This window comes from Agromyces sp. NPDC058126 (assembly GCF_042884595.1).
Taxonomy (GTDB): Bacteria; Actinomycetota; Actinomycetes; order Actinomycetales; family Microbacteriaceae; genus Agromyces.
This window is the reverse complement of sequence record NZ_JBHVTS010000005.1, coordinates 205,805-232,023: the sequence shown is the minus strand read 5'-3', so window position 1 is coordinate 232,023 and position 26,219 is coordinate 205,805. Positions and strand designations below refer to the sequence as shown.

Here is a 26,219-nt window from a genome sequence, read left to right as displayed (position 1 = left end):
CCCGACGTGCTGCGTCCGCGCGCCGCGGCGCCTCAGGCTGTGAGGCCGAGCGCGTCCATGCGTCGCGTGTGGTCGGCGATCAGCTCGGTGAAGACCGGTTCGACCCGTTCACCGGCGGTGCGGTCTGCCGAGTCGGAGGCCCGAAGGGCGGAGCGGGCGATGAGCAGTGTGTCGCCGACGATGCTGCGACCCCACAGGGCGAGGCGGTCGGCGAGGCCGGGCTCCGCCTCGATCGCGGCGAGCAGCTCGGCTTCGAGCACCTCGCCGATGCCGCCGCCCCCGAGGATTCCGCGGACCCGCGCGCGGAGCGCCGTCGGCAGCCCCTCCGCGAGGCGCGAGAAGTAGTCGTCGAGCATGCCCGAGGTCACGTGCACGCCGAGCAGCAGCTCGGGCCAGTCGGCGCCGGCCGTCGACTCGCCGAGCCGATCGGTCGCCGGCGCGAACGGCACCATGACCGCCTCGGGTTCGACCCCGAGGTGCCGCAGTTCGGCGATGAGCTCGTGGTGCCGCCGCAGGGCGACGCCCGCTGCGGCGCTCAGTCCCTCCTTCGAGCGCATCGACGGTGCGCCGATGACGGCGGTCGAGAGGCTCTCGAAGAACTCGAGCTGGATGTACGCGGCCTGCCCGAGGAACGGAACCGGCTCGGGCACGAGCTCGGTGAAGTCGACCTTGGTGACCTCCGTCGGGGCGACCCGGGGTCGCAGCCGCGGAAGCTCGGGGCGCGCACCGCGCCTGCTGGACCAGAACACCACGAGGACAGCCTATCCGAGGCGCACAGGCACACTCCGATAGGGTGTAAGGGCATGCGGACATCGGAGCCGCGGCCGTGCGCCCGGGGTTGAAGTCGAGGCGCACCTCACGACCTTCATTCTCGAAGCACGACCGACAGGCAGATTTGTGACCACTTTCACCGACCTCGGCATCGCGTCCGACATCGTCGACGCCCTGACCGGGAAGGGCATCGTCGATGCCTTCCCCATCCAGGAGCAGACCATCCCCCTCGCCCTCTCGGGCCAGGACATCATCGGCCAGGCCAAGACCGGCACGGGCAAGACCTTCGGGTTCGGCCTCCCGCTGATCCAGCGCCTCGGCGACGACCCCGCTCCCGGCGTGAAGGCGCTCGTCGTCGTGCCGACCCGCGAGCTCGCGGTGCAGGTCTCCGAAGACCTCGAGCTGGCGACCTCGAACCGTCCCACCAAGATCGTCTCGATCTACGGCGGCAAGGCGTACGAGGGCCAGATCGAGCAGATCAAGGCGGGCGCGCAGATCGTCGTCGGCACCCCCGGTCGCCTCCTCGACCTGGCGAGCCAGCGTCTCCTCAACCTCGGCGAGGTGCAGGAGATCGTGCTCGACGAGGCCGACAAGATGCTCGACCTCGGCTTCCTCTCCGACATCGAGAAGATCTTCTCGAAGGTGCCGGCCGTGCGGCACACCATGCTCTTCTCGGCGACCATGCCCGGGCCGATCGTGGCGCTCGCCCGCCGCTTCATGTCGAAGCCGATCCACATCCGTGCGAACGACCCCGACGAGGGCCTCACGCAGGCGAACATCAAGCACCTCGTGTACCGCGCGCACTCGCTCGACAAGGACGAGGTGATCGCGCGCATCCTCCAGGCCGACGGTCGCGGCAAGACGGTCATCTTCACCCGCACGAAGCGCGCGGCGGCCAAGCTCGTCGAGGAGCTCAACGACCGCGGCTTCAACGCCGCGGCCGTGCACGGCGACCTGAACCAGGACCAGCGCGAGCGCGCGATGGCCGCGTTCAAGGCCGGCAAGAAAGACGTGCTCATCGCCACGGATGTCGCGGCGCGCGGCATCGACGTCGACGACGTCACGCACGTGATCAACCACACCATCCCCGACGACGACAAGACCTACCTGCACCGCGCGGGCCGCACGGGCCGTGCGGGCAAGACCGGCATCGCCGTCACGTTCGTCGACTGGGACGACCTGCACAAGTGGGCGCTCATCAACCGCGCCCTCGAGTTCGGCCAGCCCGAGCCGACCGAGACCTACTCGTCGAGCCCGCACCTGTTCAGCGACCTCGACATCCCCGCGGGCACCAAGGGCCGTCTGAAGCCGGCCGCCCCTGCGGCGAGCGCGACGCGCTCGAGCACCGCCGGTCGCAGCGAGCGCGGCGGCCGTCGCGAAGGCGACGGCGAGCGCCGCGAGGGCGACGGCGAGCGCTCCCCGCGCACCCGCAACCGCCGCCGCACGCGCGCCGGCGAGCCCACGGGCGAGTCGACCCCGGCACAGGCCGACGGCTCGGTCGAGGCTCCCGCCGTGAAGGAGCCGGGCACCGGCACCCACGACGGCAAGGGCCACGAGCACCACGACGGCAAGCCGGCCCCGCGCCGCCGCCGCCGTCGCGGCGGAGCCGGGCGCAGCGGTGCGGCCGGTTCGGCCCCCGTGGCGCCGCAGGCCTAGGCCGCCGCGCCCCGGCCGGGCTCACACCTTCGACAGGACGAGCGCGTCAGCACCCCGCAATACGGAGGTGCCGACGCGCTCGTCCTGTCGATGCCGGGGGTCGCCGCCTACGGGGCCCGAACAACCGGCGGCAGCACCGGCGCCGTGCCGCGCCCCTCGGCGAGGAGGCGCGCGACGACGTCGGGCGCCGTGCGGCACTCGCCGAGCCGATTCGTCTTGCCGGTGCCGTGGTAGTCGCTCGACCCGGTGATCGCGAGCCCGAACCGCGCGGCGAGCTCGCGCAGCCGGGGCTTCGCGGCCTCCTGGTTCTCGGGGTGGTCGACCTCGAGCCCGAAGAGCCCCGCATCGACGAGCTTCGCGAGGCGCTCGGGCGGCACGATCCGCTCGGCGCCGCGGGTGCCGGGGTGCGCGAGCACCGGGACCCCGCCGGCCTCGCGGATGAGGCGGACGCCGGTGAGCGGGTCGGGCGCGTAGTGCGGCTGGGCGTAGCCGGCCCGCGGGTGCAGGATCCCGGAGAACGCGGCCGACCGCGTCTCGACGAGCCCGCGGGCCACGAGCGCGTCGGCGATGTGCGGGCGGCCGATCGTCGCGCCCTCGGCGGTCTGCGCCAGCACGTCGTCCCAGCTGAGGTCGTAGTCGCGGCCGATGCGGCGCACGATCTGCTCGGCGCGCGTCATGCGGGACTCGCGGATGCGCGCGGTCTCGGCGAGCAGCGACTCGTCGAGCGGGTCGATGAGGTAGCCGAGCAGGTGCACGCTCGAGAAGCCCTCGCGCGTCGACAGCTCCATGCCGGGGATGAGGGCGACGCCCGTCTCGGCGACCGCGGCCGAAGCCTCGGCCCAGCCGCTCGTCGAGTCGTGGTCGGTGAGCGCGATGCCCCAGAGCCCGGCCGCGGCGGCCTGCCGCATGAGTTCGGCCGGCGCCTCGGTTCCGTCCGACACGGTCGTGTGCGTGTGCAGGTCGGCTTCGCCTGGTGCGGCGGGGGCGTCTGACATCCCCCAATGCTATCGACGCCCGGCCCGTGCGCCGGGCTCGCGGCATTCACCGGGCGTTCCCAGTGTCGGTGCACCTAGTGTGGATGGAATGCTCCCCCGCATCCTCGGCTGGGTCGTCGTACTCGGCACCGCCGTCGCAGCTCTCGTCCTTGTCTGGCCGCAGGCGTTCGGCCTGCAGAACCAGTGGATCGCGGCGCATGTGGTCGCCCTCCGCGGGGTCGCCGCAGTCTGCGGCCTGGTCGTCGCGGCGATCTTCGCGCTCCTCGCGATCCCCCGCCGCACGCGCAGCTTCGCGGTCGCGATGGCGGTCGTCTTCGCGCTCTTCGCGGGCGGCAACGTCGCGGTGCTCGCGATGCGCGGCGCAGGCAGCGTGGATGCCACGGGCGCCGTGCCGCCCGATTCGGTCACCGTGCTGGCGTGGAACACGCTCGGCGAGGTGCCCGATGCGAGCACCATCGCGGGCCTCGCCCTCGACGAGGGTGCCGACGTCGTCGTGCTGCCCGAGACGACCGACCCGCTCGGCGAGGAGGTCGCGATCGCGATGCGCGAGGGCGGATCGCCGATGTGGGTGCACACGCTCGCCTACGACGACGTGGCGAAAGCCAGGTCGACGACACTGCTCATCAGTCCCGAGCTCGGCGACTACGAGGTGGTCTCGGCCGAGGCGCCCGGGCCGCCCGGCAACACGAACACGCTGCCGAGCGTCGTGGCCGACCCCGTCTCGGGCGACGGCCCGCGCATCGTCGCCGTGCACGCGGTCGCACCGATCCGCTGGGAGCTGCGCAACTGGCGCAGCGACCTCGACTGGCTCGCCGAGCAGTGCACGGGCGAGAACGTGATCATGGCGGGCGACTTCAACGCGACGGTCGACCACTTCGCCGGTCGCGGCATCGACGGCGGCGACCTCGGGCGGTGCCGGGATGCCGCGGTCGCGGCCCGTTCCGCGGCGCTCGGCACCTGGCCGGCCAGCGCGCCAGAGCTGCTCGGCAGCCCGATCGACCACGTTCTGGCGACGCCCGACTGGACGGTGGAGCGCTTCGAGGTGATCGGCAGCCTCGACGACGCGGGCAGCGACCACCGCCCGATCGCGGCGACCCTCGTGCGGGCGGGCTGAGGCACCCGCGCGGTTGCGCCCGCGGCGGTTCGGCTCGCATCGGGCGGTGCGAGAATGGAGCCATGGCGAACTCGAGCGACACCTCCACCACTGAGACCGCGGCTCCGGCCACCACGAACGGCGACGACGCCGGCCGCAACGCGAACCGGTCGACGACGCCGGGCTCGGAAGGATTCAAGAACTTCATCGGCACCGGCTGGGCCGAGCGCGACGAGACGCTGCCGCAGGCCAGGCCGCAGGCCGCGAACGCCGCCGAGCGTCGCGCCAAGGTCTCCGCGGCGTTCCCGGGCCAGCGCCTCGTCATCCCCGCGGGCGACATGAAGCAGCGTGCGAACGACACCGACTACCCGTACCGCGCGCACTCGGCGTTCGCGCACCTCACGGGCTGGGGCTCCGACTCCGAACCGGGCGCGCTGCTCGTGCTCGAGCCGACCGGCGGCGCCGGTCACGAGGCGACCCTCTACTTCCGCGAGCGCGCGGGCCGCGACTCCGAGGAGTTCTACGCCAACGCCGCGATCGGCGAGTTCTGGATCGGCCCCCGCCCCTCCCTCGCGCACGTCGCGGCCGACCTCGCGGTCGCCACCCGTGACATCCGCGACTTCGATGCCGTGATCGACGCCGTCGACACCGCGACGCTCGTCATCCGCGAGGCCGACGCCGCCGTGACCGAGCGCGTCGACCACGCCCGCATCCGCTTCGCCGCCGAGCGCGTGCTCAGCGAGAACGCGCAGGATGCGGCGTTCTCGCTCGAGGTCGGCAGTGACCACGAGCCCGACGGCGAGCTCGCGCGCGTCGTGAGCGAGCTGCGCCTCGTGAAGGACGACTACGAGATCGCCGAGATGCGCGCCGCGATCGACGCGACCGAGCGCGGCTTCGGCGAGGTGCTCGCCGAGCTCCCCCGCATCACCGCCGAGGTGCGCGGCGAGCGCGTCATCGAGGGCGTCTTCGCGACCCGCGCCCGCCTCGACGGCAACGACGTCGGCTACGGCTCGATCGCGGCGGCCGGCCCGCACGCGACGATCCTGCACTGGACCCGCAACGACGGCCCCGTCGTGCCCGGCGACCTCGTGCTGCTCGACGCCGGCGTCGAGATGGACTCGTACTACACGGCCGACATCACCCGCACCTTCCCGGTGAACGGCACCTTCTCGCCCGTGCAGCGGCAGGTGTACGAGGCCGTGCTCGAGGCGGCCGACGCCGCGTTCGCGATCGTGAAGCCGGGCATCGTGTTCCGCGAGGTGCACGCCGCCGCGATGGCGGTCATCGCCCGCAAGACGGCCGAGTGGGGCTTCCTGCCGGTGTCGGCGGAGGAGTCGCTCCTGCCCGATAACCAGTTCCACCGCCGCTACATGGTGCACGGCACGAGCCACCACCTCGGCCTCGACGTGCACGACTGCGCGCAGGCACGGCGCGAGTTCTACATGGACGGCGTGATCGAGGCCGGCATGATCTTCACGATCGAGCCGGGCCTGTACTTCCAGCCCGACGACCTCACGGTTCCGGCCGAGTTCCGCGGCATCGGCGTGCGCATCGAGGACGACATCCTCGTCACCGCCGACGGCGCCGAGAACCTCTCGGTGCGGATCCCCCGCACGGTCGACGCCGTCGAGGCGTGGGTGCAGGGCGCCCGCGGCTGATCGCGTGCCGCCGCCGTCTCAGGCGGCCGGGTCCGCCGTGCGCGCCGCACGGCGGGCCCGCCACCATGCCCAGAAGCGGGCGAGCTGACGCTTCGTGAACGCCGCGAGGCGCTTCGCCCACGCGAACTCGGTGCCGAGGATCGCGAGCCCGAGGAACACGACGAGCCAGCCCGGCCCGGGCAGCGGCACGAGCAGCAGCCCGCCGACGGCAATCATGCCGCCGAGCACGCCGACGGCGACCCGGTACGCGCGGCGCAGCGCGGGCCGGCCCTCGATGCGGTGGCGGATGCCTCGGAGGAACCGCCGCAGCGGCCGGTCGCCCCGCTCGCCGTCGGCGATCTCCCGCTCGATCTCGCGTTCGAGGCCCGTCGGTCGCTCGTGCGTCTCGCCGCTCGTCATGGCGACACGATATATCGCGAGTCTGGGATTCTGCCGGGGCCTCACGACCGCCCGGGCGACGATTCGTCGGTCGGTCCGGGCTGACCTCCGCATCGACACGCCGCCGAATGGGGTGGTCCCTCCGGCGAGTCCGCACGGCGATCAGCCAGGAGCGACGGCGCGGGGCATCGCCCGGAGTGGTTCGGTCGGGCGGCTACGCCTGGTCGCCGCCGCCGGCGGCGCGACCGTCGCGCTGCTCGGCCTCCCGCGCCTCGCGGGCGGCGCGGCGTGCCGCGTCCTGCGCCTCGCCGTAGGTGAGCCCGCGGGGCGCCTCCTCGGCAGGGGCAGCGGGGGCGGATGCCTCGTCGGCGCCCTCGTGCTCTGCGGGAACCGCCTCGGGGGCGGCCGGCACCACCGGAGGCGCGGGCGGCGCGGCGACGGGGGCCTGCCCCGGCGCCGGCGGGAACACCTGGCCCGAGGTGCCGAGCACCGTGCGGGCGCGCGACACGTGCGCGGGCTCGGCGATGATCGCGTAGCGGGTGGCGAGCACCTGCATGACCGAGGTGAAGTCGCGACGTCGGCGGTTCACCGAATACGAGACGACGCTGAAGATCATGCCGAAGCCGGCGCCGATGAGCACCGCCGCGCCGAGGATGCCGAGCGAGGCGCCCGACGGGGCGAAGATGAAGAACAGCAGTCCGAGGAAGAGGCCGAACCAGGCGCCCGACAGCGCACCGGCCCCAGCCGCGCGGCTCCAGGTGAGCTTGCCGGTGATGCGCTCGACGCTCGTGAGGTCGGTGCCGACGATCGCCAGCTCCTTCACGGGGAACTCGGCCTTCGAGAGCCGGTCGACCGCGGCCTGCGCCTCGGCGTAGCTCTCAAAGCTCGCGACCGTCTCGCCCTTCGGCAGCGTCGGGAACTCGCGGCCGGCACGGCCACCGTACGGCGTCTGGTTGCTCACCGGGCCATTCTCCCATGCCCGCACGCGGCAGGGCCGGAATGAGGCCCGCGACGAGGCATCCGGGGGCTAAGTTGGAAGCGTGAGCGCCACGAGAGTCTTCGTCGCCCGACTCGCCGGGTGCGCCGTCTTCGACCCCGCCGGCGATCGGGTCGGCAAGGTGCGCGACGTCCTCGTCGTGTACCGCAAGAGCGACCCTCCGCGCGTCGTCGGCCTCATCGTCGAGATCCCCGGCAAGCGGCGCGTGTTCGTCTCGATCGGGCGCGTCACCTCGATCGGCGGGGGCCAGATCATCACGACCGGCCTCATCAACCTGCGCCGCTTCGAGCAGCGCGGCGGCGAGGTGCGCGTCATCGCCGAGATGCTCGGCCGCAAGGTGCTCTTCAACGACGGCTCGGGCACGGCGACCATCGAGGACGTCGCGATCGAGGAGCAGGAGCCCGGCGAGTGGGAGGTCGACCAGCTCTTCGTGCGCCGGCCCAAGGGCGCCTCGCCGTTCTCGAAGGGGCAGTCGGCCTACGTCACCTGGCGCGAGGTGCGCGAGCAGCTCGCCACCGGTGAGGCGCAGTCGGCCGAGCAGCTCATCGCGACCTACTCCGAGCTGAAGCCGGCCGACCTCGCGTCGACCCTGCTCGACCTTCCGGCGCAGCGGCGCCAGGAGGTCGCCGAGGAGCTCCCCGACGACCGGCTCGCCGACGTGCTCGAGGAGATGCCCGAGTCCGACCAGGTCGTGATCCTCGCGGGCCTCGGCGACGACCGCGCCGCCGACGTGCTCGACCACATGCAGCCCGACGACGCCGCCGACCTCATCGCCCAGCTCCCCGAGGAGCGCGGCGAGCACCTCCTCGAGCTCATGGAGCCCGAAGAGGCCGAGGACGTCCGGTTCCTGCTCTCCTACGGTCCCGACACCGCGGGCGGCCTCATGACCACCGAGCCGATCATCGTGTCGGCCGACGCGACGGTCGCCGAGGGCCTCGCGCTCATCCGCCGCCACGACCTGCCTCCGGCGCTCGGCGCCGCGGTCTGCGTGACGCTGCCGCCGTACGAGCCGCCCACGGGCCGGTTCCTCGGCATCGTGCATTTCCAGCGGATGCTCCGGTACCCGCCCCACGAGCGCCTCGGCACCCTGATCGACCAGGGCCTCGAGCCGGTGCGGGCCGACACCTCGGCCGCCGAGGTGAGCCGCATCCTCGCGAGCTACGACCTGGTGTCGGTGCCGGTCGTCGACGAGAAACATCGACTCGTCGGGGTGGTGACGATTGACGACGTGCTCGACTACCTGTTGCCCGATGACTGGCGAAGTCACCCCGAGGAGGACGAGCTCGCCAAGCGCAGTACCGCGCGGGCGCAGCTGACGACGGGAAGCATCCCGATCCCATACGGAAGGAGGGGAGCAGATGGCACGCGCTGAGTCGGAGGACCGTCGATTCGACACACCGAAGGGCATTCGCCGCACCGCTCCCTTCCGCGGAGGCTCGGGCGACAGCGATCGCTTCGGCCGCTTCACCGAATGGGTCGCTCGCGGCATGGGCACGCCCGCCTTCCTCGTCGGGCTCTCGGTGTTCGCGATCGGCTGGATGGCGTGGAACACCTTCGCACCCGAACCGTGGCGATTCGACTCGATCGCGATCGGCTTCACGGCGCTCACCCTCGTGCTCTCGCTGCAGGCGTCGTACGCGGCCCCGCTCATCCTGCTCGCGCAGAACCGGCAGGACGACCGCGACCGCGTGCAGATCGAGCAGGACCGCCAGCGCGCCGAACGCAACCTCGCCGACACCGAGTACCTCGCCCGCGAGGTCGTGGCGCTGCGCCTCGCGGTGAAGGACCTGGCGTCGAAGGAGTTCATCCGCGCCGAGCTCCGCGCGATGCTCGAGGAGCTCGACCGTCGCGACGAGGAGGAGGCCGAGCATGCCGGCTGAGCCCGGCGGCCCCGGCGAGCCCGGCGCGACGAACGAGACCGTCGCGCCCGCCTCCCCCGCGACGCCCCTCGAACAGGCCGTGCTGCGCGCCCTCGCGTCGGTCATCGACCCCGAGATCCGCAAGCCCATCACCGAGCTCGACATGGTCGATCGCGTCGTCGAGGCGGGCGAGGGCCGGGTCGAGGTCGGCATCCGTCTCACGATCGTCGGATGCCCCGCCTCCGACCGGATCGAACGCGACGTGCGGCAGGCCGCCGAGTCGGCCGCGGGGGCGGGCAACGCCGCCGTCGAGCTCTCGGTGATGACCCCCGAGCAGCGCGCCGCGCTCACCGAACGGCTCCGAGGCGGTCGGGCCGCGCGCACCAACCCGTTCGGCCCCGGTTCCCTGACGCGCGTCATCGCCGTGACGAGCGGCAAGGGCGGCGTCGGCAAGTCGACCGTCACGGCGAACCTCGCGGTGGCGCTCGCCGCCCGCGGCCTCGCGGTCGGCCTCGTCGACGCCGACGTGCACGGCTTCTCGATCCCAGGGCTGCTGGGGCTCGTCGACGACGACGGCCTCGCCGCCCGCCCCACGCGCGTCGACGAGATGATCCTCCCGCCCGTCGCGCACGGGGTGAAGGTGATCTCGATCGGCATGTTCGTCGAGCCGACCGCCCCCGGCGGACGCGCGTCGTCGACGGCGGTCGCCTGGCGCGGGCCGATGCTCCACCGCACCCTCTCGCAGTTCCTCACCGACGTGTACTTCGGCGACCTCGACGTGCTGCTCGTCGACCTGCCGCCCGGCACGGGCGACGTCGCGATCTCGCTCGGGCAGCTGCTGCCGAACGCCGAGGTCGTCGTCGTGACGACGCCGCAGGCGGCCGCGGCCGACGTCGCCGAGCGCTCGGGCGTCGTCGCACGCCAGACGGGGCAGCGCATCGTCGGCGTGGTCGAGAACATGGCGGCGCTCGTGCAGCCCGACGGCACGCTGCTCGAGCTGTTCGGCTCGGGCGGCGGCGAACTCGTCGCCGAACGCCTTTCGCAGGGTGCCGACGGCGCCGCGGGTGAGCCCGTGCCGCTCCTCGCGAGCGTGCCGCTCAGCATGGCGCTGCGCCAGGGCGGCGACTCGGGCGTGCCCGTCGTCGTGGCCTCCCCCGACGATCCGGCAGCACGCGCGATCGAACAGGTCGCCGCGAGGCTCTCCGCGATGCCGCGTTCACTCGCGGGGCGCCGGCTCGACGTCTCGGTGCGGTGAGTCGGATGCCACGTGCCGATGCCGCTCGGCGGCGCGCGTGGCTCGGAACGGGGGCGCCCTCGACGCTCGCGGCGGCGGTCGCCGCGTCGGCGGCGACGCTGGCGCTGCTCGCGGCGTGCAGCGCACCCGCCTCGCCCACCCACCCCGCCCAGGGGCCGCTGCCCGACGGGCTGACCGTCGGCGTGCAGCAGGGGCGGCTCGACGTCGAGGCGCGGCGGCTCGTGGTGCACCTCGAGAACGGCGGCTCGTCGCCGGTGACGATCGAGCGGGTCGAGGTCGTGCTGCCCGAGCTCGGCGCCGAGCTCGTCTACGCCGACGAGGTCGAGCTGACGGCCGACGACGCGATCGACCTCCGCCTGGAGCTGCCGGCGCCGGGCTGCGCGGGAGACGCGGACGGCGCGGCGAGCGACGCCGAGCCCGTGGTGCGACTCGAGGGGCGCGGCAGCGCGAGCGGCACCGCGTTCGCGGGCGAGCTCGCACCCGACGACCCGTTCGAGACCCTGCCCCGCATCGCCGCCGCCGACTGCCTCGAGGCCTCGGTCGCGGAGGTCGCCGCGATCACCATGCCCGAGCACCTGCGCCTCGAGGGCTCGGGCGCGGCGCAGCGCGCGTGGATCGACGTCGCCGTCACTCCTGAGCCGTCGGGCGACGGCTCGCTCGCGGTCGGGCTCGTGCGGGGCTCGACGCTCCTCGGCAACGAGGCGGGGACCGATTGGCCCCTCGACCTCGAGATCGCCCCGGGCGAGGCCCCGTCGGTCGTGCCGCTCGCCGTGCGCCCCGCACGGTGCGACCCGCACGTGCTCGCCGACGACAAGCGCGGCACCATCCTCGCCTTCGTCGTCGAGACCGGCGACGGCCGATCGGGCATGATCGACCGGCCGTCCTCCGACACGCTGAAGGCCGAGCTCTACGACTACGTCACCGAGCGCTGCGAACTGCAGTAGCGCAGGCGATCGGGCGCGGGGTCGGCGACGTGAGCCCCGGGCGGAACCGCCCGCGCGACCTCATCCGACCGCGGGCGGCTCGACCACGCGGGCCAGGAGCTCGACGAGCAGCCGCTCGGTGAGCGGCCCCGGCAGCGCCTCGACGAGTGCGAGCACCGGGGCGAGCCGGTCGGGCAGGGCTCCCTCGCCGCCGAGGAGGCCGGCCGCCCCGAGGATCGCGGCCGCGGTGTCGGAGTCGAGTCCGCCGTCGACACCGGCGAGCGCGTCGAGCCCGGACGGACCGCCCTCGCTCCCGAAGCCCGGCAGCGCCTCGACGAGGCCGGCGAGCGCGGCGCCGCCGTCGATCTGCGGGATGCCCCGCACCTCGTCGGCCGCGACCACGAGCGCCGCGGCGAGCTCGGGCAGCACCCGCTCGGTGACCGGCGTCACGGTGAGGTGCGTCGTGTGGGGCAGCCGGGTGCCGTCAGACTGGGCGAGCCCGGGCTGCAGCTGCAGCTGCCAACCGGCCGAGCGCGCGGCATCCGCCCAGTGATGGGGATCGACGCGGGAGCCCTCGGGGACCTCCTCGTCGGTGGCGACGGCGAGCAGCGGGCCGGTCGCCGAGCCCACGACGCGGAGGCCCTCGATCTCGTCGATCGTGGCGCGCAGCGCCGCGGTCGCGCGCGCCGCCTGCGCCGTGAGCTCGGTGAAGCCCGGCTCGCCGAGCGCCTCGATGATCGCCCAGGCCGCCGCGAGCGGGCCGGCCGGCTTGGAGCCGGTCATCGTCGGGTTCACGACGGGGTAGCCGGGCCATCCGGTCGTGGCGAAGTACTGGTGCCGCTGCCGATCGCGACCGCGGGTCAGCAGCACCGACGCCCCCTTGGGTGCGTAGCCGTACTTGTGCAGGTCGGCCGAGAGGCTCGTCACCCCGGGCACCGAGAGGTTCCACGCGGGCAGGGGCTCGGGCCAGAACGCGAGGGCGAAACCGCCGATGCAGGCGTCGACGTGCAGCGCGATGCCCCGCTCGGCGGTGATCGCCGCGACATCCGCGATGGGGTCGAGGCTCGCGAACGGGTACGACGGGGCGCTGAGCACGACGAGGGCGACGTCGTCGCCGAGCCGCTCCTCGATCGCGGCCGGGGCGAGCGTGCCCGTCGCGAGGTCGACCGGCACGAGGTCGAGTTCGAGGCCGAAGTAGTGCGCCGCCTTGTGGAACGCCGCGTGCACCGTCACCGGGGCGACGAGGCGGGGCACCCGCGGCGAGCCGAGCCGGGCCGCGCGCCACGCGTCGCGGGCCGACTTCACGGCGAGCAGGCAGCTCTCGGTGCCGCCCGAGGTGACCGAGCCGACGACGACATCGCCTCCGGGCACGCCGTGCTCGCCGCCGAGCACGCGGCGGGCGAAGCCGACGACGCCACGCTCCATCGCGGCGACCGAGACGAACGTCGTCGGGTCGAGTCCGTTGACCGGCTGCACGCGCCGGGCGGCCTCGGCGGCGAGCTCGTCGAGCGCCGACAGCCCCGAGTCGTACACGTACGAGAGCACCCGCCCGCCGTGGGTCGGCGCATCGGCCGAGCGCAGCGCGTCGAGCTCGTCGAGAATGTCGGATGCCTCGCGGCGGAACCCGTTCATCGGGTGCTCCCATCGGTGGTGCTCGGGGCGCCCTGCGCCCCGGGGGTGTTCGGGTGGCCGGGTTCGCCCGGTCGTTCGCCGACGATCGGGGCGACGTCGATGTCGCTCCGCCGCAGCGGGTAGCGGCGCAGCACGACGACGCTCGCGCCGACGAGGAGCGCGGGCACGAGGCTGAACGAGAGCGCGATGCCGGCGATCGCGGCGGGCGACTGCTCGACCGTCTCGGCGCCGGTCGACTCGAGGTAGCCGGTCGCGGCGAGCATGAGCGTGAGCAGGGTCGCGCCGAGCGCCATGCCGGCGGTCTCCCCCGCCGTCCACACGCCGCCGAAGCTGCCGGCCCGTTCGCGGCCCGTCATGCGGGCGTCGTGCGAGATGACGTCGGGCAGCATCGCCATCGGCAGCGACTGCATGCCCGCGTACGCGGCGCCGGCGACGGCGACGGGCAGGTACACCCACGGCCCCGGCAGCCAGACGATCAGCACCATGGCGAGCGTGGCCGCCGCGAACACGAGGCTCGCGATGCGGAACGCCCGCTCCTTGCCGATCCTGCGGGCGAGCACGCCCCACGCGGGGGCGACGAGCAGCGCGGGCGCGATCAGCGCCACGAACAGCAGCGTCACCGCCGCCTCCGACTCGAGCACCCAGGTCGCGACGAACTGCGCTCCGGCGAGCATGAGCCCCGTCGCGAGCCCCTGCAGCACGAAGACCGCGAGCAGCACCCGGAACGGCAGGCTCCGGCGCAGTGCGCGGAAGCCCTCGCGGTAGCCGTCGACGGCCGGCTCAGCAGCCGTCGACCCCGCCGGGGCGGGTGCGTCGGCGCGGCGGAGGCCCGTGGCATCCGACCGCTTCGCCGTGCCCGCGGCGATCAGCATGCCCACGCCGATGACGACACCCGCGACGATCGCCATCACGAGGTAGCCCGTGACCTCGTCGTCGAACGCACGACGGATCTCGGGGCCGCCGGCGCCGAACAGCAGGATCGCGAGGGTCAGCACCACGACGCGCCAGGTCAGCAGCCGCGTGCGCTCGTCGTAGTCGGGGGTGAGCTCGGCGGGCAGGGCGATGTAGGGCACCTGGAACAGGCTGAAGGCGGTCGCGGTGGCGAGGAACGCGATGAAGACCCACGCGCCGGATGCCGCGGCGCCGACGCCCGGGGGCACGGCGAAGGTGAGCGCGAAGCCGACGGGCAGCGCGAGCGCCCCGACGAGCATGCCCGTGCGACGCGTGCCGCTGCGGAGGAGCGCACGGTCGCTGCGGGCGCCGATCCACGGGTCGATGACGACGTCCCAGACCTTGGCCGCCGTGACGACGAGACCGGCGATGAGCGCGCTCACGCCGAGCGTGTCGGTCAGGTAGTACACGAGGACGAGTCCGGGCAGCGTCGCGAAGCCACCGGTGCCGAGCGATCCGATCGCGTAGCGGGCCACGACGCCGCGGGACAGGGGACGCTCCGCTGCGGTCATGGAGGCAGTGTACTCACTCGGCTGACGACTGGGTCAATTGTCCTAGACTGTGCGCATGCGCGCCCAGACCGCCCCCGCCGACCTGTACCGCAGCCTGACCGACGACGTCGTCGCCTCGGGCTCCGAGACCACCGCCGTGCCGACCCCCTCGACCGGTGAGACCCTGCACGAACTGCCCCGTTCGAGCGCCGCCGACGTGCACGACGCGATCGCGCGGGCCCGCCTCGCCCAGCTCTCGTGGGCGCGGGCCGGCTTCGCCGCCCGCCGCCGCATCCTGCTCGCCGCGCACGACCTCATCCTCGAGCGCCGCGAAGAGCTGCTCGATCTCATCCAGCTCGAGAGCGGCAAGACCCGCGGGCAGGGCTTCGAGGAGATCTACCAGGCCGTCTCAGTCACGCGCTACAACGCCATCGCCGCCCGCAGGGTGCTGCGCGGCCGCGCCGCGCGCTCCGGGGTGCCGACCGTCGCCACGACCCGCGTGCGCTTCGCGCCCAAGGGCGTCGCGGGCGTCATCACCCCCTGGAACTACGCGCTGAGCCTCGCCGCGATGGACGTCGTGCCCGCGCTCGCGGCCGGCTGCGCCGTGGTGCAGAAGGCCGACGACCAGGGCGCACTGTCGATCCTCGCGCTGCGGCGCGCCTTCATCGACGCCGGAGTGCCCGAGGCGCTGTGGGCCGTCGTCACCGGCGACGCCGCCGAGGTGGGCGAGGCCCTCACCGACGAGGCCGACTACATCTGCTTCACCGGCTCGACCGCGACGGGCCGCAAGATCGCCGAGAAGGCCGGACGACGTCTCGTCGGCGCCTCGCTCGAGCTCGGCGGCAAGAACCCGCTGCTCGTGCTCGACGACGCCGACCCCGCCGAGGCCGCCGCGAACGCCGCCCACGCCTGCTTCTCGGCGATGGGGCAGCTGTGCGTCTCGATCGAGCGCATCTACGTCGACCAGAAGATCGCGGGCGAGTTCCAGCGGGCGATCGTCGAGCGCCTGCGCAGCGCGAAGCTGGGTGCAGGGCTCGGCTTCGGTGCCGACTTCGGCTCGCTCGCGAGCGCGGCCCAGCTCGCCCGCGTCGAGGCGCACCTCGCCGACGCGATCGCGAAGGGGGCGACGGTGCTCGTCGGCGGCACGGCCCGCCCCGACCTCGGGCCGTGGGTATTCGAGCCGACGATCCTCACGGGCGTCACCCCCGAGATGGACGTCTACGCCGAGGAGACGTTCGGCGCGATCGCGTCGCTCTACCTCGTCTCGGGCGACGACGAGGCGGTGCTCGCCGCGAACGCGAGCCAGTACGGGCTCAACGCCGCCGTGTTCACCGGCTCGACCCGTCGCGGGCAGCGCGTCGCCGACGCCCTCGCCGCCGGCAGCGTGAACATCAACGAGGGCTACCGGGGCGCGTTCGCCTCGGTCGCGGCACCGATGGGCGGCGTCAAGCAGTCGGGGGTCGGTCGTCGAAACGGGGACGCCGGGCTGCTGCGCTTCGTCGAGCCGGTCACGATCTCGCAGGCGACGGGCCTGCTGCAGCTCCCGCGCACGTCCGCCGAGTACGAGGCGCAGGCGCCGCTCCTCCTGCTGCTCGCGCGGGCGCTGAAGGCCATCCGCCGCGCCTGACGCGCACGGCTACGCCGAGTCGGCCGACGTCGCGACGAAGCGCGGCGGCCGGCTCAGGTGGCTTCGGAGTCGAACGGCGCCGGCTCGCCGGCGCCGAGCGACTCGCGCTTGCGCTTGCGCTGCAGGTAGGCCGAGTTCTCGTTGACTCCGGCGCGCGCGACCACCGGCGCGGCAGTCGCCTCCTCGGCGAACGGGTCGACGTCGGTGAGGGCTTCGCGGATGATGCGGCGGGGGTCATACTGACGCGGGTCGAGCTTCTTCCAGTCGACGTCGTCGAAGTCGGGACCCATCTCCTCGCGCATGCGGTCCTTCGCACCGCTCGCCATGTCGCGGAGCGAGCGCACGAGCCGCCCGAGCTGCGCGGCGTAGTGCGGCAGCCGTTCAGGCCCCAGCAGGAAGACGGCGATCACCCCGATGATGAGGAGCTTCTCGAACGTCAGACCGAACATGCCTACAGGATAGTCGGCGGCGAGGCATGCGAACGCCACCCGCCGCGGCCCGTAGGCTTGGGTGCTGAGAGTAGCCACCAGGGAGCCGCCACGTGTCCGATCACGACCTGAACTGGAAGTACGCCGACGAGTCCGTCGTCGAGTCCGAGCCGATCGTCAAGGCCCGTCAGCAGTCCCTCGAGCTCGGGGTCGATCCCGTCTCCCCCGCGGTCGGCGCGCAGCTCGCCGTCGTCGCGGCCGCATCACGCGCGAGTTCGATCATCGAGGTCGGCACCGGCGTCGGGGTCTCGGGCCTCTGGATGCTGCAGGCGGCCCGCCACGCGCTGCTCACCTCGATCGACACCGAGAACGAGTACCAGCAGCATGCCCGCCAGCACTTCGCCGACGCCGGCGTCGCGGCGGCGCGCGTGCGCCTCATCGCCGGGCGTGCGAGCGAGGTGCTCCCGCGCATGAACGAGAGCTCCTACGACATCGTCTTCATCGATGCGGATGCCCCGTCGGTGATCGAGTACGCCGAGCACGGCCTGCGCCTCGCGAAGCCCGGCGGCAGCGTGCTCGTGGCCCGCGCACTGTGGAAGGGCCGGGTCGCCGACCCCGCCAAGCGCGACGAGGCGGCGAGCGCGTTCCGCACGCTGATCTCCGAGCTCGCCCCGTCGACGGCGGTGGCGACGGCGATCTCGCCCGCGGGCGAGGGCCTGCTCCAGATCGTCAAACTCGGCGCCTGACCCGCCCGCCCGCCCGCCCGCCGAGCGATTCGTTAAACGACTCGAGCCCCGAGAACGTCCTCGGGGCTCGCCGTCGTAGTGCGTGTGACTCAGGCAGGGTTCACGACGCCGCCGAGGACGTCGTAGAGCTCCTTGGCCTCAGCGTCGTTCACCGAGACGACAAGACGACCGCCACCTTCGAGCGGCACGCGCACGATGATGAGTCGACCCTCCTTCACAGCCTCCATAGGCCCGTCTCCGGTGCGTGGCTTCATGGCCGCCATTGAGCTCCCCTTTCGTGGCTGAGATTCCATTATCGGCCATCTGCGGCGGTGCTGGGAAATCACCCCGAAAATGTGGATAACCCGTCGGGGGTATTCGCACGCCGTCCGCCGGCCGGACTCCGGGCGTTCACCGCCGCGTTCACGGCTCGGAAGTCAGGATTCCTGCCCGATCAGGGCGGGGTCCAGTCGTAGGCGTCGATGCGCCAGACGAGCGCGATCCACGCGTATTGCAGCGCAATGAAGAGCAACACGATCGACCAGCGGTACCACCGGGCGCGCGGAACGGCGAGCGCCCCGACGATCGGGAACATCGGCGAGACGATGCGGAATGTCGACGACTGCGGGAAGAACACCGCGAGCAGGTACAGCGCGTAGCTCGCGAGCCAGAATCGGATGTCGACGCCGAGGCGACGGACCGCCGGGAGGAACAGCACGACCACGAAGGTCGCGACCACCACGACGACGGCCCCGATGCCGAACCACGCGGGCAGCCCCACCCAGTTCGCCCACCACGCGCCGCCCTGGAACCAGGCGGCGAACGGCACGAGCTCCTGGTAGCCGATGTACCCGGCCCGCCACGCGAGCTCGGTCGCGGTGTACCCGTCGGGGACCCCCGTGGCCGCCCACACGACGAGCGGCCAGGCGAATCCGACGACGGCGGTGAAGAGACCGACGCCGATCACGACGAGCTGCTCGCGCACCAGGAACGGGTCACGGGCGCGATGCCACCAACGCCAGACGAAGTGCAGTCCGAGCGTGAGGGCGAAGGCGAGCGCCCCGGGCCGAGTGAACGCCCACGCCGCGACGACGGGCACGAGCCATCCGTAGCGCCGATCGACGAGCAGCAGCAGCGCGAGCGCGACCCACAGGAACCCGAGCGACTCGGCGTAGCCGAACTGCATGATCGGCGAGACCGGCGCGATCGCGAACAGGACCACGGCGAAGAGGGCGCGGTCGGGTTCGAGGAACCGCGACATCAGGCGGTGGAAGACGAGCGCGGCAGCGAGGCCCGCGAGCACGGCGATGCCGACCGAGGCCACGTTCCACGGCACCCCGAACCAGGTGACGACGCCCGTGAGCTGCGGGAAGACCGGCATGAACGCCCAGGCGTTCTCGCCGATGTGACCGCTGTCGCCGACCGGCAGCTCGCGGGGGTAGCCGACGATCCAGATGATCTCGTACCAGCGGGCGTCCCAGATGTTCGCGAAGTCGAAGTAGCCGGGCTGGGCGCCGGTCCAGGCGTTCGGCCCCTGGCGCCCGGCGACGTCGAGCACGATGAGCGTGGTCAGCACGCGCGCCGCGAGGTAGACGACGGCGACCTTCGCCCACCAGGGCGCGAGACGCCACCGCACTCGCGGCGACCACCTCGTGACACGCCCCGGATCGGGATCGCGCACCTCGGCCGGAGCACTCATGCGACGGTCAGACGACACCCGTGAGCCAGTCGCGCAGTGCCCGCTCGGTCCCCCAGATCTGGGAGAGCGCGACGCGCTCGTCGTCGGCGTGCGCCTTCAGCGGGTCGCCCGGGCCGAAGTTCACGGCGGGGATGCCGAGGGCGCTGAATCGGGCGACGTCGGTCCAGCCGTACTTGGGCCGCGCCTCGGCGCCGACCGCGGCGACGAACTGCTGCGCGAGCGGGGCGTCGAGACCCGGGCGGGCGCCCTCGGCGCTGTCGACGATCTCGACGTCGAAACCGTCGAACACCCCGCGGACCAGCTCGGACGCCTCGGCGACGCTGCGGCTCGGCGCGAAGCGGTAGTTCACGGTGAGCACCGCCTCGTCGGGGATGACGTTGCCCGCGATGCCGCCGCGCACGAGCACCGCGTTCAGCCCCTCGCGGTAGGCGAGCCCGTCGACCTCGACGGTCTCGGCCTCGTACTCGGCGAGGCGCGTGAGCGCCGGCGCGAGCTTGTGGATGGCGTTGTCGCCGACCCAGCTGCGCGCCGAGTGCGCCCGGAGGCCCGTGGTGCGCACCTCGGCGCGGAGGGTGCCGTTGCAGCCGCCCTCGACCTGCCCGTTCGAAGGCTCGCCGAGGATGGCGAAGTCGCCCGCGAACAGCTCGGGCCGGTTGCGCGAGAGTCGGCCGAGTCCGTTGAGCGAGGCGGCGACCTCCTCGTGGTCGTACCACATCCAGGTGAGGTCGACGATGGGCTCGGTGAGCTCGAGCGCGAGCTTGAGCTGCACGGCGACGCCGGCCTTCATGTCGACCGTGCCGCGCCCCCATAGGTACTCCACGCCGTCGATCGTCTCGAATCGGGTGGGCACGTTGCCGTTGATCGGCACGGTGTCGATGTGGCCGGCGATCACCACCCGGCGGTCGCGGCCGAGGTTCGTTCGCGCCACGATCGTGTCGCCGTCGCGGATGACCTCGAGGTGGGACGCCCCGACGAGCGCCTGCTCGATGAGGTCGGCCAGCAGCCGCTCTTCGCCCGATTCGCTCGGGATGTCGCAGATCGCCTGCGTGATGGCGACGGCGTCGGCGGTGAGGTCGAGCGAGAGCGGGGCGGCGGCGGGCATTCCACGAGTCTATTCACGTGGGATGCCCGCCGCCCGGCGCGGCGTCGCCGAGCGTCGTTCGCGCGGCCCGCTCAGCTCGCCGCTGCGAGCCGGCGGGCGTCGGCGATGAGGGCGATGGCGGTGAGCGCCTGCCCGAGGCCGAGGTGGACGACGAAGGCGAGCCACGCCGACTCGTCGAGCCCCGCGTCGCCGACGAGCACGACCCCGACCACGGTCATCGGCCAGCTCGCGGTGAGGAACGGCAGGGCGCGCGCCGGACCGTGCCAGTGCCCGACGGCGAGGATGCCGACGGCCGCGAGCCAGAAGGCGCCGAGGGTGAGCGGCGAGATGACGTGCTCGGCCTGTTCGACCACGACCTGCGGCAACAGGGGGCCGACCGCGAGGAACGCCGTCGCGCCGACGAGCGCGGCGAACGCGACGGCGCCGACGGCGCGCCAGACCCGGCCGGGACCGAAGGCGCCGCCGCGCAGGGCGAGGCCGATCACGATCGCGAGGCTCGCCGAGTAGGCGACCGAGGCGACGTCGTCACCGAGGTAGGCGTCGCCGTCGGTGGGCCAGGGCAGCGCGGTGAACAGCGCGAACAGCCCGAGCAGCACGAGCGCCGCAGCGCCGGCGAGACGGATCTGCGGCGCACTCAGGCGCCGCTGGGGTCGGGCCGCGGCGGGCCGGGCCGGCATCGGGGGCGCGTCGGTGCGCGCGGTGGGCGGGGTCTGTACGGTCGACATGCTTCGAGGCCTTTCGGATGCATCGTGGCGCGCCGGGTTCGACGCCCTCCGAGCCTCGCGGCCGACCGTCCCGGGCCTCCAGAGCGCCGGCGCCCTCGATCCGCCCGACGATGTCCCGCCCGATTCGGGACATCCGCCCGGAGACAGACGCCGCACTCCCTGCCACGATGGAGCCATGCGCCCGGCCCGAGCCCTGCCCGCAGCGCGTGCGACCGCGGTCGCCGCGTTCACGATGGTGCTCGTGTGCGCCGTCGCGGCGCTCGTGCTCGACTACCTGACGTTCCGCACCGGGCAGGAGATTCCCGCCGCCCCGGGCTGGGTCGCCGCCTGGCGGGGGCTCGTGCTCGGCGCCACGGGCGCACTGCTGCTCGCACGGCTGTCGTGGCATCCGGTGCCCGTGCTGCTCACCGCCGGCGGGCTGCTGGCGGCGATCGACGGCCTCGCGCTCGCCTGGCTCAACCACGGCGTGTTGCTCTGGCCCGATGCGCCCCTGCTCGCCGAGTCGTTCGTGTTCACGCAGCGCCTCTCGGTCGCCGCGTACCTCGCGCTGCCGCTCGCGCTGCTCGTGTTCCCCGACGGCCGGTTCCCGCGGGGGCCGTTGCGGCTCCTGGCGATCGCGACGGCCGCGCTCAACGCGCTCATCGTCGTGGTCGACCTCGCGATGCCGTGGCGGGTCGCTCGCGCCGTGTTCGGCGACCCCGACCTCCGCCTGCTGCGGTGGGCGACGGGCGATTGGGGCGTGGCGCTGCCGCCGGCCGTCTGGCAGGGCATCGGCGCGATCTGGATGCCGACGATCCTCGTGAGCGTCGTGCTCACCGCGGTCGTGCTGCTCGGTCGACTGGTCGGCGCCGATGCCGAGCTGCGCCGCCAGATCAAGTGGATCGTGTGGGCCGGCCTCGTCTACGCCGCCCTGTTCGTGGTCTCGGCGCTCGCGCTGCCCTACTACCTCGGGCAGGCGACGATCATCGTCGGCACCGCGGTCATCTGCGCGGCGATCATCATCGCCGTGACCCGCCGCGGCCTCTACCGCATCGACCGGCTGCTCAGCTGGACGGTGGTGTACGGGCTCGTCGCCGTCTCGGTCGTCGTGGTCGACGTGCTGCTCGTCGCGGCGATCGGCGGGATGGTCGGCCACCAGGTGCTCGCGGGCGCCGCCATGCTCATCGTGCTGCTCGCCTACCTTCCGCTCCGCGACCGGGTGCTCGGCCTCGCGAACCGGCTCGTGAACGGGCGCCGCGGCGACCCCTACGGCGTCGTCTCGACGCTGGCCGCCCGCCTCGAGGAGGCCGAGGAGCCGGGCGATCAGCTGCACTCGCTCGCCGCCTCCATCGCGGCCGCCTTCGCGTCGCCGTACGTCGGCGTCGAGGTCGAGGCCCCCGACGGCGGCAACCTGATCGCGCGGCACGGCACGCCCGACGGCGAGGTCGAGTCGATCCCCCTCGTGTACCGCGGCGAGCGCATCGGGCGGCTCGAGATGGCCCCGGGTCGTCGGGCCCGCCTCTCCCCCGGCGACGAGCGACTGCTCGCCGACCTCGTGCGCCACGCGACCTCGGCCGTGCGGGCGAGCACCCTGAGCACCGCGCTGCAGCAGATCCGCGTCGAACTCGTGAACGCCCGCGAGGACGAGCGCAGGCGCATGCGGCGCGAGCTCCACGACGGGCTCGGCCCCGAGCTCGCCGGGGTGCAGCTGCGCATCGAGGCCGCCCGCAACGTCGGCGCGGCCGACCCCGCCGAGGCCGACCGGCTGCTCGCCTCGGCGGCCGACGACCTGAAGCAGGCCGTCGGCGAGATCCGCCGGCTCGCTCACGACCTGCGTCCACCGAGCCTCGACGACGTGGGCCTCGCCGGCGCGATCGAGCAGCTGTGCCGCCGCTTCGGCGGCGAGTTCGAGGTCACCGCGACGAGCGAGCTGCCCGAACGCCTGCCCGCCGCGGTCGAGGTCGCCGCGTACCGCATCGTCGCCGAGGCGCTCGTGAACGTGCAGCGCCACGCGCAGGCGCGGCGCGCTCGGGTGCGGCTCTCGAGCGACCACGGCCGCCTGGTCGTCGAGGTCGACGACGACGGCCGCGGAGTCGCCCCCGAGGCGCCGGCGGGGGTCGGGCTGCTCTCGATGCGCGAACGCGCGGTCGAACTCGGCGGCACGCTCGAGGTCACCGATCGCGCGGGCGGCGGCACCGTCGTGCGCGCCGCACTCCCCCTGCCCGACCCCGTCGTCGAATCCGAGGTGAACGCCGATGTCTGAACCCGCACTCGAGACACCGCCCGACGACGTGCCCGCCATCCGGGTGCTGCTCGTCGACGACCACCCCGTCTACCGCGACGGCCTCGCCGTGCTGCTTCGCTCGATCGACGGGCTCGACGTCGTCGGCACGGCCGCCGACGGGCTGGAGGCGGTCGCCGCCGCGGAGGCGCTCTCGCCCGACGTCATCGTGATGGACGTGCAGATGCCGCGACTGGACGGGATCGAGGCCACGCGCCGCATCGCGGCGAGGCATCCCGACGTCGGCATCATCGTGCTCACGATGTCGGAGGCCGACGAGACCGTGTTCGACGCGATGCGCGCCGGCGCCCGCGGCTACCTGCTCAAGGGCTCGGGCCAGGACGACATCTCGCGGGCGATCCGCGCCGTCGCGGGCGGCGACGCCATCTTCGGCCCGCGCATCGCCGCACGTGTCGCCGAGTTCTTCGCGCGGCCGCCCGCCGCGGCCGATTCCGTCGCGTTCCCGCAGCTCACCGGTCGCGAACGCGAGATCCTCGAGCTCGTCGCCGCCGGCCGCTCGAACGGCGACATCGCCGAGCACCTCTTCCTCTCGCCGAAGACCGTGCGCAACAACGTGTCGAACATCTTCGCGAAGCTGCAGGTCTCCGGCCGGGCCGAGGCCGTCATCGCGGCGCGGGACGCGGGGCTGGGGCGCGGGAGCGACGGGACGACGGCGTAGCCGGTCGCCGCCGATCGGCTCGGAGAAGCCGGAGGCCCGTTCGGTGTTGCATAGACTTCCACCTATGGATGCAGCGGCCGCGCGCCGACCGGACGGGACGACGGAGATCTCGGCGTTGATCACCGAGCCGACGCGCGCACGCGCACTCCGGATGATCCTCGCGGACCCCGAGCCTCGACGGAATCGCGCGCACCCTCCTCGCCGGCTGAGCCACCGAGGCGGCCGCGCCGAGAAGTCGGCGGCGCGGGCGGGGCTCGGCCCGGGGAGCGATCCCACGGGATACTGTGTCCTTGCTCCAACGCACCGGGGAGGGTCATGCAGGACGCACGTGAGCACGCCCAGAGGGTCACCCTCGCCCAGGTCGCCGACCGCGCCGGGGTGAGCCTGAAGACGGCGTCGCGCGCGCTCGGCGGAGAACAGTACGTGAGCCACGAGACGCTCACGAAGGTCCTCGCCGCGGCGAACGCCCTGGGCTATCGACGCAATGCGGCCGCGAGCCTGCTCGCGAGCGGGCACCTCGCGGAGTCGATCGGTCTCATCGCCGGCGACTTCACCAATCCCTTCTACTCCGCGCTGGCGCAGAGCGTCGAAGAGGACATCCGGCAGCAGGGCATGCACCTGTCCGTCGCCACGTCGTGGGAGTCCGCGGAGCAGGAGCGCCGCATCATCGACGACCTCGCCAGCCGCCAGGCCAAGGCCCTCGTGGTCGTCTCGGCGATGTCGGATCATGCCGACTACGCGCAGGTGCAGGCCCGCGGCGTCCCGGTCGTCTTCGTCGATCGTCCCGCGGTCGGTCTCGACGCCGATTCCGTCGTCTTCGACAACCGGATGGGCGGCCGCCTCGCTGCCCGGCACCTCCTCGACCTCGGCCACACGCGGATCGCCTTCGTCGGCGACTACGCGTGGCTCCCCACGTATCGGGAACGGCTCGAGGGCATGGCCTCAGTCCTCGACGAAGCGGCCTCGTCCTGGCGCGACCTCCTGCGCGATGACGCGCACGATGTCGCCTCGTCCCGCGCACTCACCCGCGAGCTGCTCGCGCTCCCCGAGCCGCCGACGGCGATCGTCGCGGGCAACAACCGGATCCTCCTCGGCGTCCTCGAGGAGCTGTCCACGACGAGCATGGATGACGCTCCCGCCGTCATCGGCATCGACGAACCCGAGTGGGCCCGCGTCATGGGGATCACCACCGTCGCGGGCGACGTCGAGGCGGTCGGGCACCACGCCGCCCGCCTGGCCCTCGCGCGACTCAGCGACCGTACTCGACCCGTGGAGCACGTCGTGCTCCCGATGCGCCTCACTCCGCGACGATCGACGGCGAGACGAGCCTCCGGCTCGGAGTCGCCGCGCGCCGAGTAGACGCGTCGACGGCGAACGCGGCCCCGATCATCGGCGCCTCATGGTCGAGCTCCGCCCGGAGGACGGGGAATCCGGCGCGCGCGAGTCCGGCGGAGAGCGGCGGCTCGAGGAGGTCCCATGATCGGGCGATGGTGCCGCCGACGATGAGCGCATCGGCGCCGAACTGCGCGAGCCGGCCGTCGAGCGCCCGGCCGAGGAACGAGAAGGCATCGTCGAGCACCTCGCGCGCGATCGGGTCGCCCCCGCGCGCGAGCTCGGCGATCTCCTTGACGTCGGGCACCGTCGGAGCGTTCGGAGCACTCCGCGTCCGCTCGGCGTAGGCGGCCCTGATCGCCCGCCGCGACATCCGCGCCTCGATGCGCTGCCCCTCGAACTCGACCAGGTGGAGCTCGCCCTCCGGCGCAGCACCATCGGTGCGCTCACCGTCGACCACCCAACCCGAACCCACGCCGGTCCCGAGCGTGACGCAGCAGAATCTCGACAGGCCGCGCGCCGCGCCGGCCGCATACTCGCCGAGGGCGAACGCGTCCGCGTCGTTCACGAACGTGAGCGAGTTCGGGTCCGCATCGAGGTCGTCCGCGAGTCGTGCGCGCAGATCGACCCCGTACAGCGAGTCGAACTTGCCCACATCGGAGTACCGCGCGATGCCCGCGGCGAAGTCGAACGGGCCGGGGACCGCGACCGCCCATCGCCCGTCGTGGTCGGATCCGAGTGTTCGGGCCGCGGCGGCGATGTGCTCGAGGATCGCATCGGCATGGCCGCCCGAGTTCAGCGGGCTGCTCAGGTAGGTGCCGTCGACGATCGCGCGGGCGGTCGTGTCGACGACGGCGACGGCGACGTGGGTTCCGCCGAGCTCGATGGTCGGCACCCGGTTGGGATTCACGGTGTTCTCTCCGTCCGGGAGCCCGTTGCTCCATGGGCTCCCCTGGTCTCAGCAAGCCCGAACCGGTCGACGG

Annotated in this window: 24 protein-coding genes; 12 read left to right on the top strand and 12 right to left on the bottom strand. The window is 73.2% G+C overall.

Features of this window, described 5'->3' with window-relative positions; genetic code table 11:
• Nucleotides 1–32 precede the first annotated feature (32 nt).
• Nucleotides 33–752 (bottom strand): ferritin-like fold-containing protein, encoded by a 720-nt coding sequence (locus ACFVTR_RS16020; protein ID WP_387038892.1) that lies wholly within the window; start codon nt 750–752, stop codon nt 33–35.
• Between the two features lie 145 nt (nt 753–897).
• Here ACFVTR_RS16020 and ACFVTR_RS16015 point away from each other — a divergent pair, with 145 nt between their 5' ends.
• The gene (locus ACFVTR_RS16015) at nt 898–2,427 is read left to right on the top strand and encodes a DEAD/DEAH box helicase (RefSeq protein ID WP_387038890.1); all 1,530 of its coding nucleotides are present in this window, start codon (nt 898–900) and stop codon (nt 2,425–2,427) included.
• A 107-nt stretch (nt 2,428–2,534) separates the two neighbouring features.
• Here ACFVTR_RS16015 and ACFVTR_RS16010 read toward each other — a convergent pair whose 3' ends face one another.
• The gene (locus ACFVTR_RS16010; RefSeq protein ID WP_387038889.1) at nt 2,535–3,422 is read right to left on the bottom strand and encodes a PHP domain-containing protein; all 888 of its coding nucleotides are present in this window, start codon (nt 3,420–3,422) and stop codon (nt 2,535–2,537) included.
• A gap of 88 nt (nt 3,423–3,510) precedes the next feature.
• Here ACFVTR_RS16010 and ACFVTR_RS16005 point away from each other — a divergent pair, with 88 nt between their 5' ends.
• Both ACFVTR_RS16005 and ACFVTR_RS16000 read left to right on the top strand, forming a co-directional pair.
• A complete protein-coding gene (locus ACFVTR_RS16005) occupies nt 3,511–4,536 on the top strand; it encodes an endonuclease/exonuclease/phosphatase family protein (protein ID WP_387038887.1) in 1,026 nt (341 codons plus the stop codon).
• A 62-nt stretch (nt 4,537–4,598) separates the two neighbouring features.
• Complete coding sequence (locus ACFVTR_RS16000; RefSeq protein ID WP_387038885.1) at nt 4,599–6,173, top strand: aminopeptidase P family protein; 1,575 nt, start codon at nt 4,599–4,601, stop codon at nt 6,171–6,173.
• Nucleotides 6,174–6,191: 18 nt separating this feature from the next.
• Here the strand turns inward: ACFVTR_RS16000 and ACFVTR_RS15995 are convergent, their stop codons facing one another.
• Both ACFVTR_RS15995 and ACFVTR_RS15990 read right to left on the bottom strand, forming a co-directional pair.
• Nucleotides 6,192–6,572 (bottom strand): TIGR02611 family protein, encoded by a 381-nt coding sequence (locus ACFVTR_RS15995; RefSeq protein WP_387038884.1) that lies wholly within the window; start codon nt 6,570–6,572, stop codon nt 6,192–6,194.
• A gap of 193 nt (nt 6,573–6,765) precedes the next feature.
• Nucleotides 6,766–7,512 (bottom strand): general stress protein, encoded by a 747-nt coding sequence (locus ACFVTR_RS15990; RefSeq protein ID WP_387038882.1) that lies wholly within the window; start codon nt 7,510–7,512, stop codon nt 6,766–6,768.
• Nucleotides 7,513–7,591: 79 nt separating this feature from the next.
• On the opposite strand from ACFVTR_RS15990, the gene ACFVTR_RS15985 reads away from it, so the two are divergent.
• The 4 genes from ACFVTR_RS15985 to ACFVTR_RS15970 are packed head-to-tail and all read left to right on the top strand — an operon-like array spanning nt 7,592 to nt 11,606.
• A complete protein-coding gene (locus tag ACFVTR_RS15985) occupies nt 7,592–8,920 on the top strand; it encodes a magnesium transporter MgtE N-terminal domain-containing protein (RefSeq protein WP_387038879.1) in 1,329 nt (442 codons plus the stop codon).
• Nucleotides 8,907–9,428: a DUF1003 domain-containing protein gene (locus ACFVTR_RS15980; RefSeq protein WP_376947509.1), complete on the top strand. Its 522-nt coding sequence runs from the start codon at nt 8,907–8,909 to the stop codon at nt 9,426–9,428. Before ACFVTR_RS15985 ends, ACFVTR_RS15980 begins: the two co-directional genes overlap by 14 nt.
• Nucleotides 9,418–10,662 (top strand): Mrp/NBP35 family ATP-binding protein, encoded by a 1,245-nt coding sequence (locus tag ACFVTR_RS15975; protein WP_387038878.1) that lies wholly within the window; start codon nt 9,418–9,420, stop codon nt 10,660–10,662. The genes ACFVTR_RS15980 and ACFVTR_RS15975 overlap by 11 nt, the downstream gene beginning before the upstream one ends.
• Before the next feature lie 5 nt (nt 10,663–10,667).
• Complete coding sequence (locus tag ACFVTR_RS15970) at nt 10,668–11,606, top strand: hypothetical protein (RefSeq protein WP_387038876.1); 939 nt, start codon at nt 10,668–10,670, stop codon at nt 11,604–11,606.
• A 60-nt stretch (nt 11,607–11,666) separates the two neighbouring features.
• Here ACFVTR_RS15970 and ACFVTR_RS15965 read toward each other — a convergent pair whose 3' ends face one another.
• Both ACFVTR_RS15965 and ACFVTR_RS15960 read right to left on the bottom strand, forming a co-directional pair.
• Complete coding sequence (locus ACFVTR_RS15965; protein WP_387038875.1) at nt 11,667–13,217, bottom strand: pyridoxal phosphate-dependent decarboxylase family protein; 1,551 nt, start codon at nt 13,215–13,217, stop codon at nt 11,667–11,669.
• Entirely contained in the window at nt 13,214–14,680 is a 1,467-nt protein-coding gene (locus ACFVTR_RS15960; protein ID WP_387038873.1) for an MFS transporter, read from the bottom strand. The genes ACFVTR_RS15965 and ACFVTR_RS15960 overlap by 4 nt, the downstream gene beginning before the upstream one ends.
• Before the next feature lie 55 nt (nt 14,681–14,735).
• Here ACFVTR_RS15960 and ACFVTR_RS15955 point away from each other — a divergent pair, with 55 nt between their 5' ends.
• A complete protein-coding gene (locus tag ACFVTR_RS15955) occupies nt 14,736–16,286 on the top strand; it encodes a succinic semialdehyde dehydrogenase (protein ID WP_387038871.1) in 1,551 nt (516 codons plus the stop codon).
• Nucleotides 16,287–16,339: 53 nt separating this feature from the next.
• Here the strand turns inward: ACFVTR_RS15955 and ACFVTR_RS15950 are convergent, their stop codons facing one another.
• A complete protein-coding gene (locus tag ACFVTR_RS15950; RefSeq protein WP_387038869.1) occupies nt 16,340–16,735 on the bottom strand; it encodes a sec-independent translocase in 396 nt (131 codons plus the stop codon).
• Between the two features lie 92 nt (nt 16,736–16,827).
• On the opposite strand from ACFVTR_RS15950, the gene ACFVTR_RS15945 reads away from it, so the two are divergent.
• Nucleotides 16,828–17,460, top strand: a complete 633-nt coding sequence (locus ACFVTR_RS15945) for an O-methyltransferase (protein WP_387038866.1) — start codon at nt 16,828–16,830, stop codon at nt 17,458–17,460.
• Between the two features lie 89 nt (nt 17,461–17,549).
• Here ACFVTR_RS15945 and ACFVTR_RS15940 read toward each other — a convergent pair whose 3' ends face one another.
• The 4 genes from ACFVTR_RS15940 to ACFVTR_RS15925 form a co-directional block, all read right to left on the bottom strand.
• Entirely contained in the window at nt 17,550–17,723 is a 174-nt protein-coding gene (locus ACFVTR_RS15940) for a DUF3117 domain-containing protein (protein ID WP_067875042.1), read from the bottom strand.
• Nucleotides 17,724–17,893: 170 nt separating this feature from the next.
• Nucleotides 17,894–19,075, bottom strand: a complete 1,182-nt coding sequence (locus tag ACFVTR_RS15935; RefSeq protein ID WP_387038864.1) for a hypothetical protein — start codon at nt 19,073–19,075, stop codon at nt 17,894–17,896.
• 70 nt (nt 19,076–19,145) lie between these two features.
• Entirely contained in the window at nt 19,146–20,240 is a 1,095-nt protein-coding gene (dapE, locus tag ACFVTR_RS15930; protein ID WP_387038862.1) for a succinyl-diaminopimelate desuccinylase, read from the bottom strand.
• A 71-nt stretch (nt 20,241–20,311) separates the two neighbouring features.
• Entirely contained in the window at nt 20,312–20,965 is a 654-nt protein-coding gene (locus ACFVTR_RS15925; RefSeq protein ID WP_387038861.1) for a hypothetical protein, read from the bottom strand.
• A gap of 175 nt (nt 20,966–21,140) precedes the next feature.
• Between ACFVTR_RS15925 and ACFVTR_RS15920 the strand changes: the two genes are divergently transcribed.
• The 3 genes from ACFVTR_RS15920 (at nt 21,141) to ACFVTR_RS15910 (ending at nt 25,263) form a co-directional block, all read left to right on the top strand.
• A complete protein-coding gene (locus ACFVTR_RS15920; RefSeq protein WP_387038859.1) occupies nt 21,141–23,207 on the top strand; it encodes a sensor histidine kinase in 2,067 nt (688 codons plus the stop codon).
• Nucleotides 23,200–23,904 carry a response regulator gene (locus ACFVTR_RS15915; RefSeq protein WP_387038858.1) on the top strand — a complete coding sequence of 235 codons (705 nt, stop codon included), beginning with the start codon at nt 23,200–23,202 and terminating at the stop codon, nt 23,902–23,904. The genes ACFVTR_RS15920 and ACFVTR_RS15915 overlap by 8 nt, the downstream gene beginning before the upstream one ends.
• A 315-nt stretch (nt 23,905–24,219) precedes the next feature.
• On the top strand, nt 24,220–25,263 hold the full coding sequence (locus ACFVTR_RS15910; protein WP_387038856.1) for a LacI family DNA-binding transcriptional regulator: 1,044 nt from the start codon (nt 24,220–24,222) through the stop codon (nt 25,261–25,263).
• Here the strand turns inward: ACFVTR_RS15910 and ACFVTR_RS15905 are convergent.
• Nucleotides 25,202–26,146, bottom strand: coding sequence for an ROK family protein (locus ACFVTR_RS15905; protein ID WP_387038854.1), 945 nt, complete (start codon nt 26,144–26,146; stop codon nt 25,202–25,204). The genes ACFVTR_RS15910 and ACFVTR_RS15905 overlap by 62 nt on opposite strands.
• Nucleotides 26,147–26,219 lie beyond the last annotated feature (73 nt).

What these genes read in the sequence shown, in the direction of transcription:
- ACFVTR_RS16010 (WP_387038889.1), bottom strand. Translation starts at nt 3,422, where the DNA reads ATGTCAGACGCCCCCGCCGCACCAGGCGAAGCCGACCTGCACACGCAC.
- ACFVTR_RS16005 (WP_387038887.1), top strand. Translation starts at nt 3,511, where the DNA reads ATGCTCCCCCGCATCCTCGGCTGGGTCGTCGTACTCGGCACCGCCGTC.
- ACFVTR_RS16000 (WP_387038885.1), top strand. Translation starts at nt 4,599, where the DNA reads ATGGCGAACTCGAGCGACACCTCCACCACTGAGACCGCGGCTCCGGCC.
- ACFVTR_RS15995 (WP_387038884.1), bottom strand. Translation starts at nt 6,572, where the DNA reads ATGACGAGCGGCGAGACGCACGAGCGACCGACGGGCCTCGAACGCGAG.
- ACFVTR_RS15980 (WP_376947509.1), top strand. Translation starts at nt 8,907, where the DNA reads ATGGCACGCGCTGAGTCGGAGGACCGTCGATTCGACACACCGAAGGGC.
- ACFVTR_RS15975 (WP_387038878.1), top strand. Translation starts at nt 9,418, where the DNA reads ATGCCGGCTGAGCCCGGCGGCCCCGGCGAGCCCGGCGCGACGAACGAG.
- ACFVTR_RS15970 (WP_387038876.1), top strand. Translation starts at nt 10,668, where the DNA reads ATGCCACGTGCCGATGCCGCTCGGCGGCGCGCGTGGCTCGGAACGGGG.
- ACFVTR_RS15965 (WP_387038875.1), bottom strand. Translation starts at nt 13,217, where the DNA reads ATGAACGGGTTCCGCCGCGAGGCATCCGACATTCTCGACGAGCTCGAC.
- ACFVTR_RS15960 (WP_387038873.1), bottom strand. Translation starts at nt 14,680, where the DNA reads ATGACCGCAGCGGAGCGTCCCCTGTCCCGCGGCGTCGTGGCCCGCTAC.
- ACFVTR_RS15955 (WP_387038871.1), top strand. Translation starts at nt 14,736, where the DNA reads ATGCGCGCCCAGACCGCCCCCGCCGACCTGTACCGCAGCCTGACCGAC.
- ACFVTR_RS15950 (WP_387038869.1), bottom strand. Translation starts at nt 16,735, where the DNA reads ATGTTCGGTCTGACGTTCGAGAAGCTCCTCATCATCGGGGTGATCGCC.
- ACFVTR_RS15940 (WP_067875042.1), bottom strand. Translation starts at nt 17,723, where the DNA reads ATGGCGGCCATGAAGCCACGCACCGGAGACGGGCCTATGGAGGCTGTG.
- dapE (WP_387038862.1), bottom strand. Translation starts at nt 20,240, where the DNA reads ATGCCCGCCGCCGCCCCGCTCTCGCTCGACCTCACCGCCGACGCCGTC.
- ACFVTR_RS15925 (WP_387038861.1), bottom strand. Translation starts at nt 20,965, where the DNA reads ATGTCGACCGTACAGACCCCGCCCACCGCGCGCACCGACGCGCCCCCG.
- ACFVTR_RS15920 (WP_387038859.1), top strand. Translation starts at nt 21,141, where the DNA reads ATGCGCCCGGCCCGAGCCCTGCCCGCAGCGCGTGCGACCGCGGTCGCC.
- ACFVTR_RS15915 (WP_387038858.1), top strand. Translation starts at nt 23,200, where the DNA reads ATGTCTGAACCCGCACTCGAGACACCGCCCGACGACGTGCCCGCCATC.
- ACFVTR_RS15910 (WP_387038856.1), top strand. Translation starts at nt 24,220, where the DNA reads ATGCAGGACGCACGTGAGCACGCCCAGAGGGTCACCCTCGCCCAGGTC.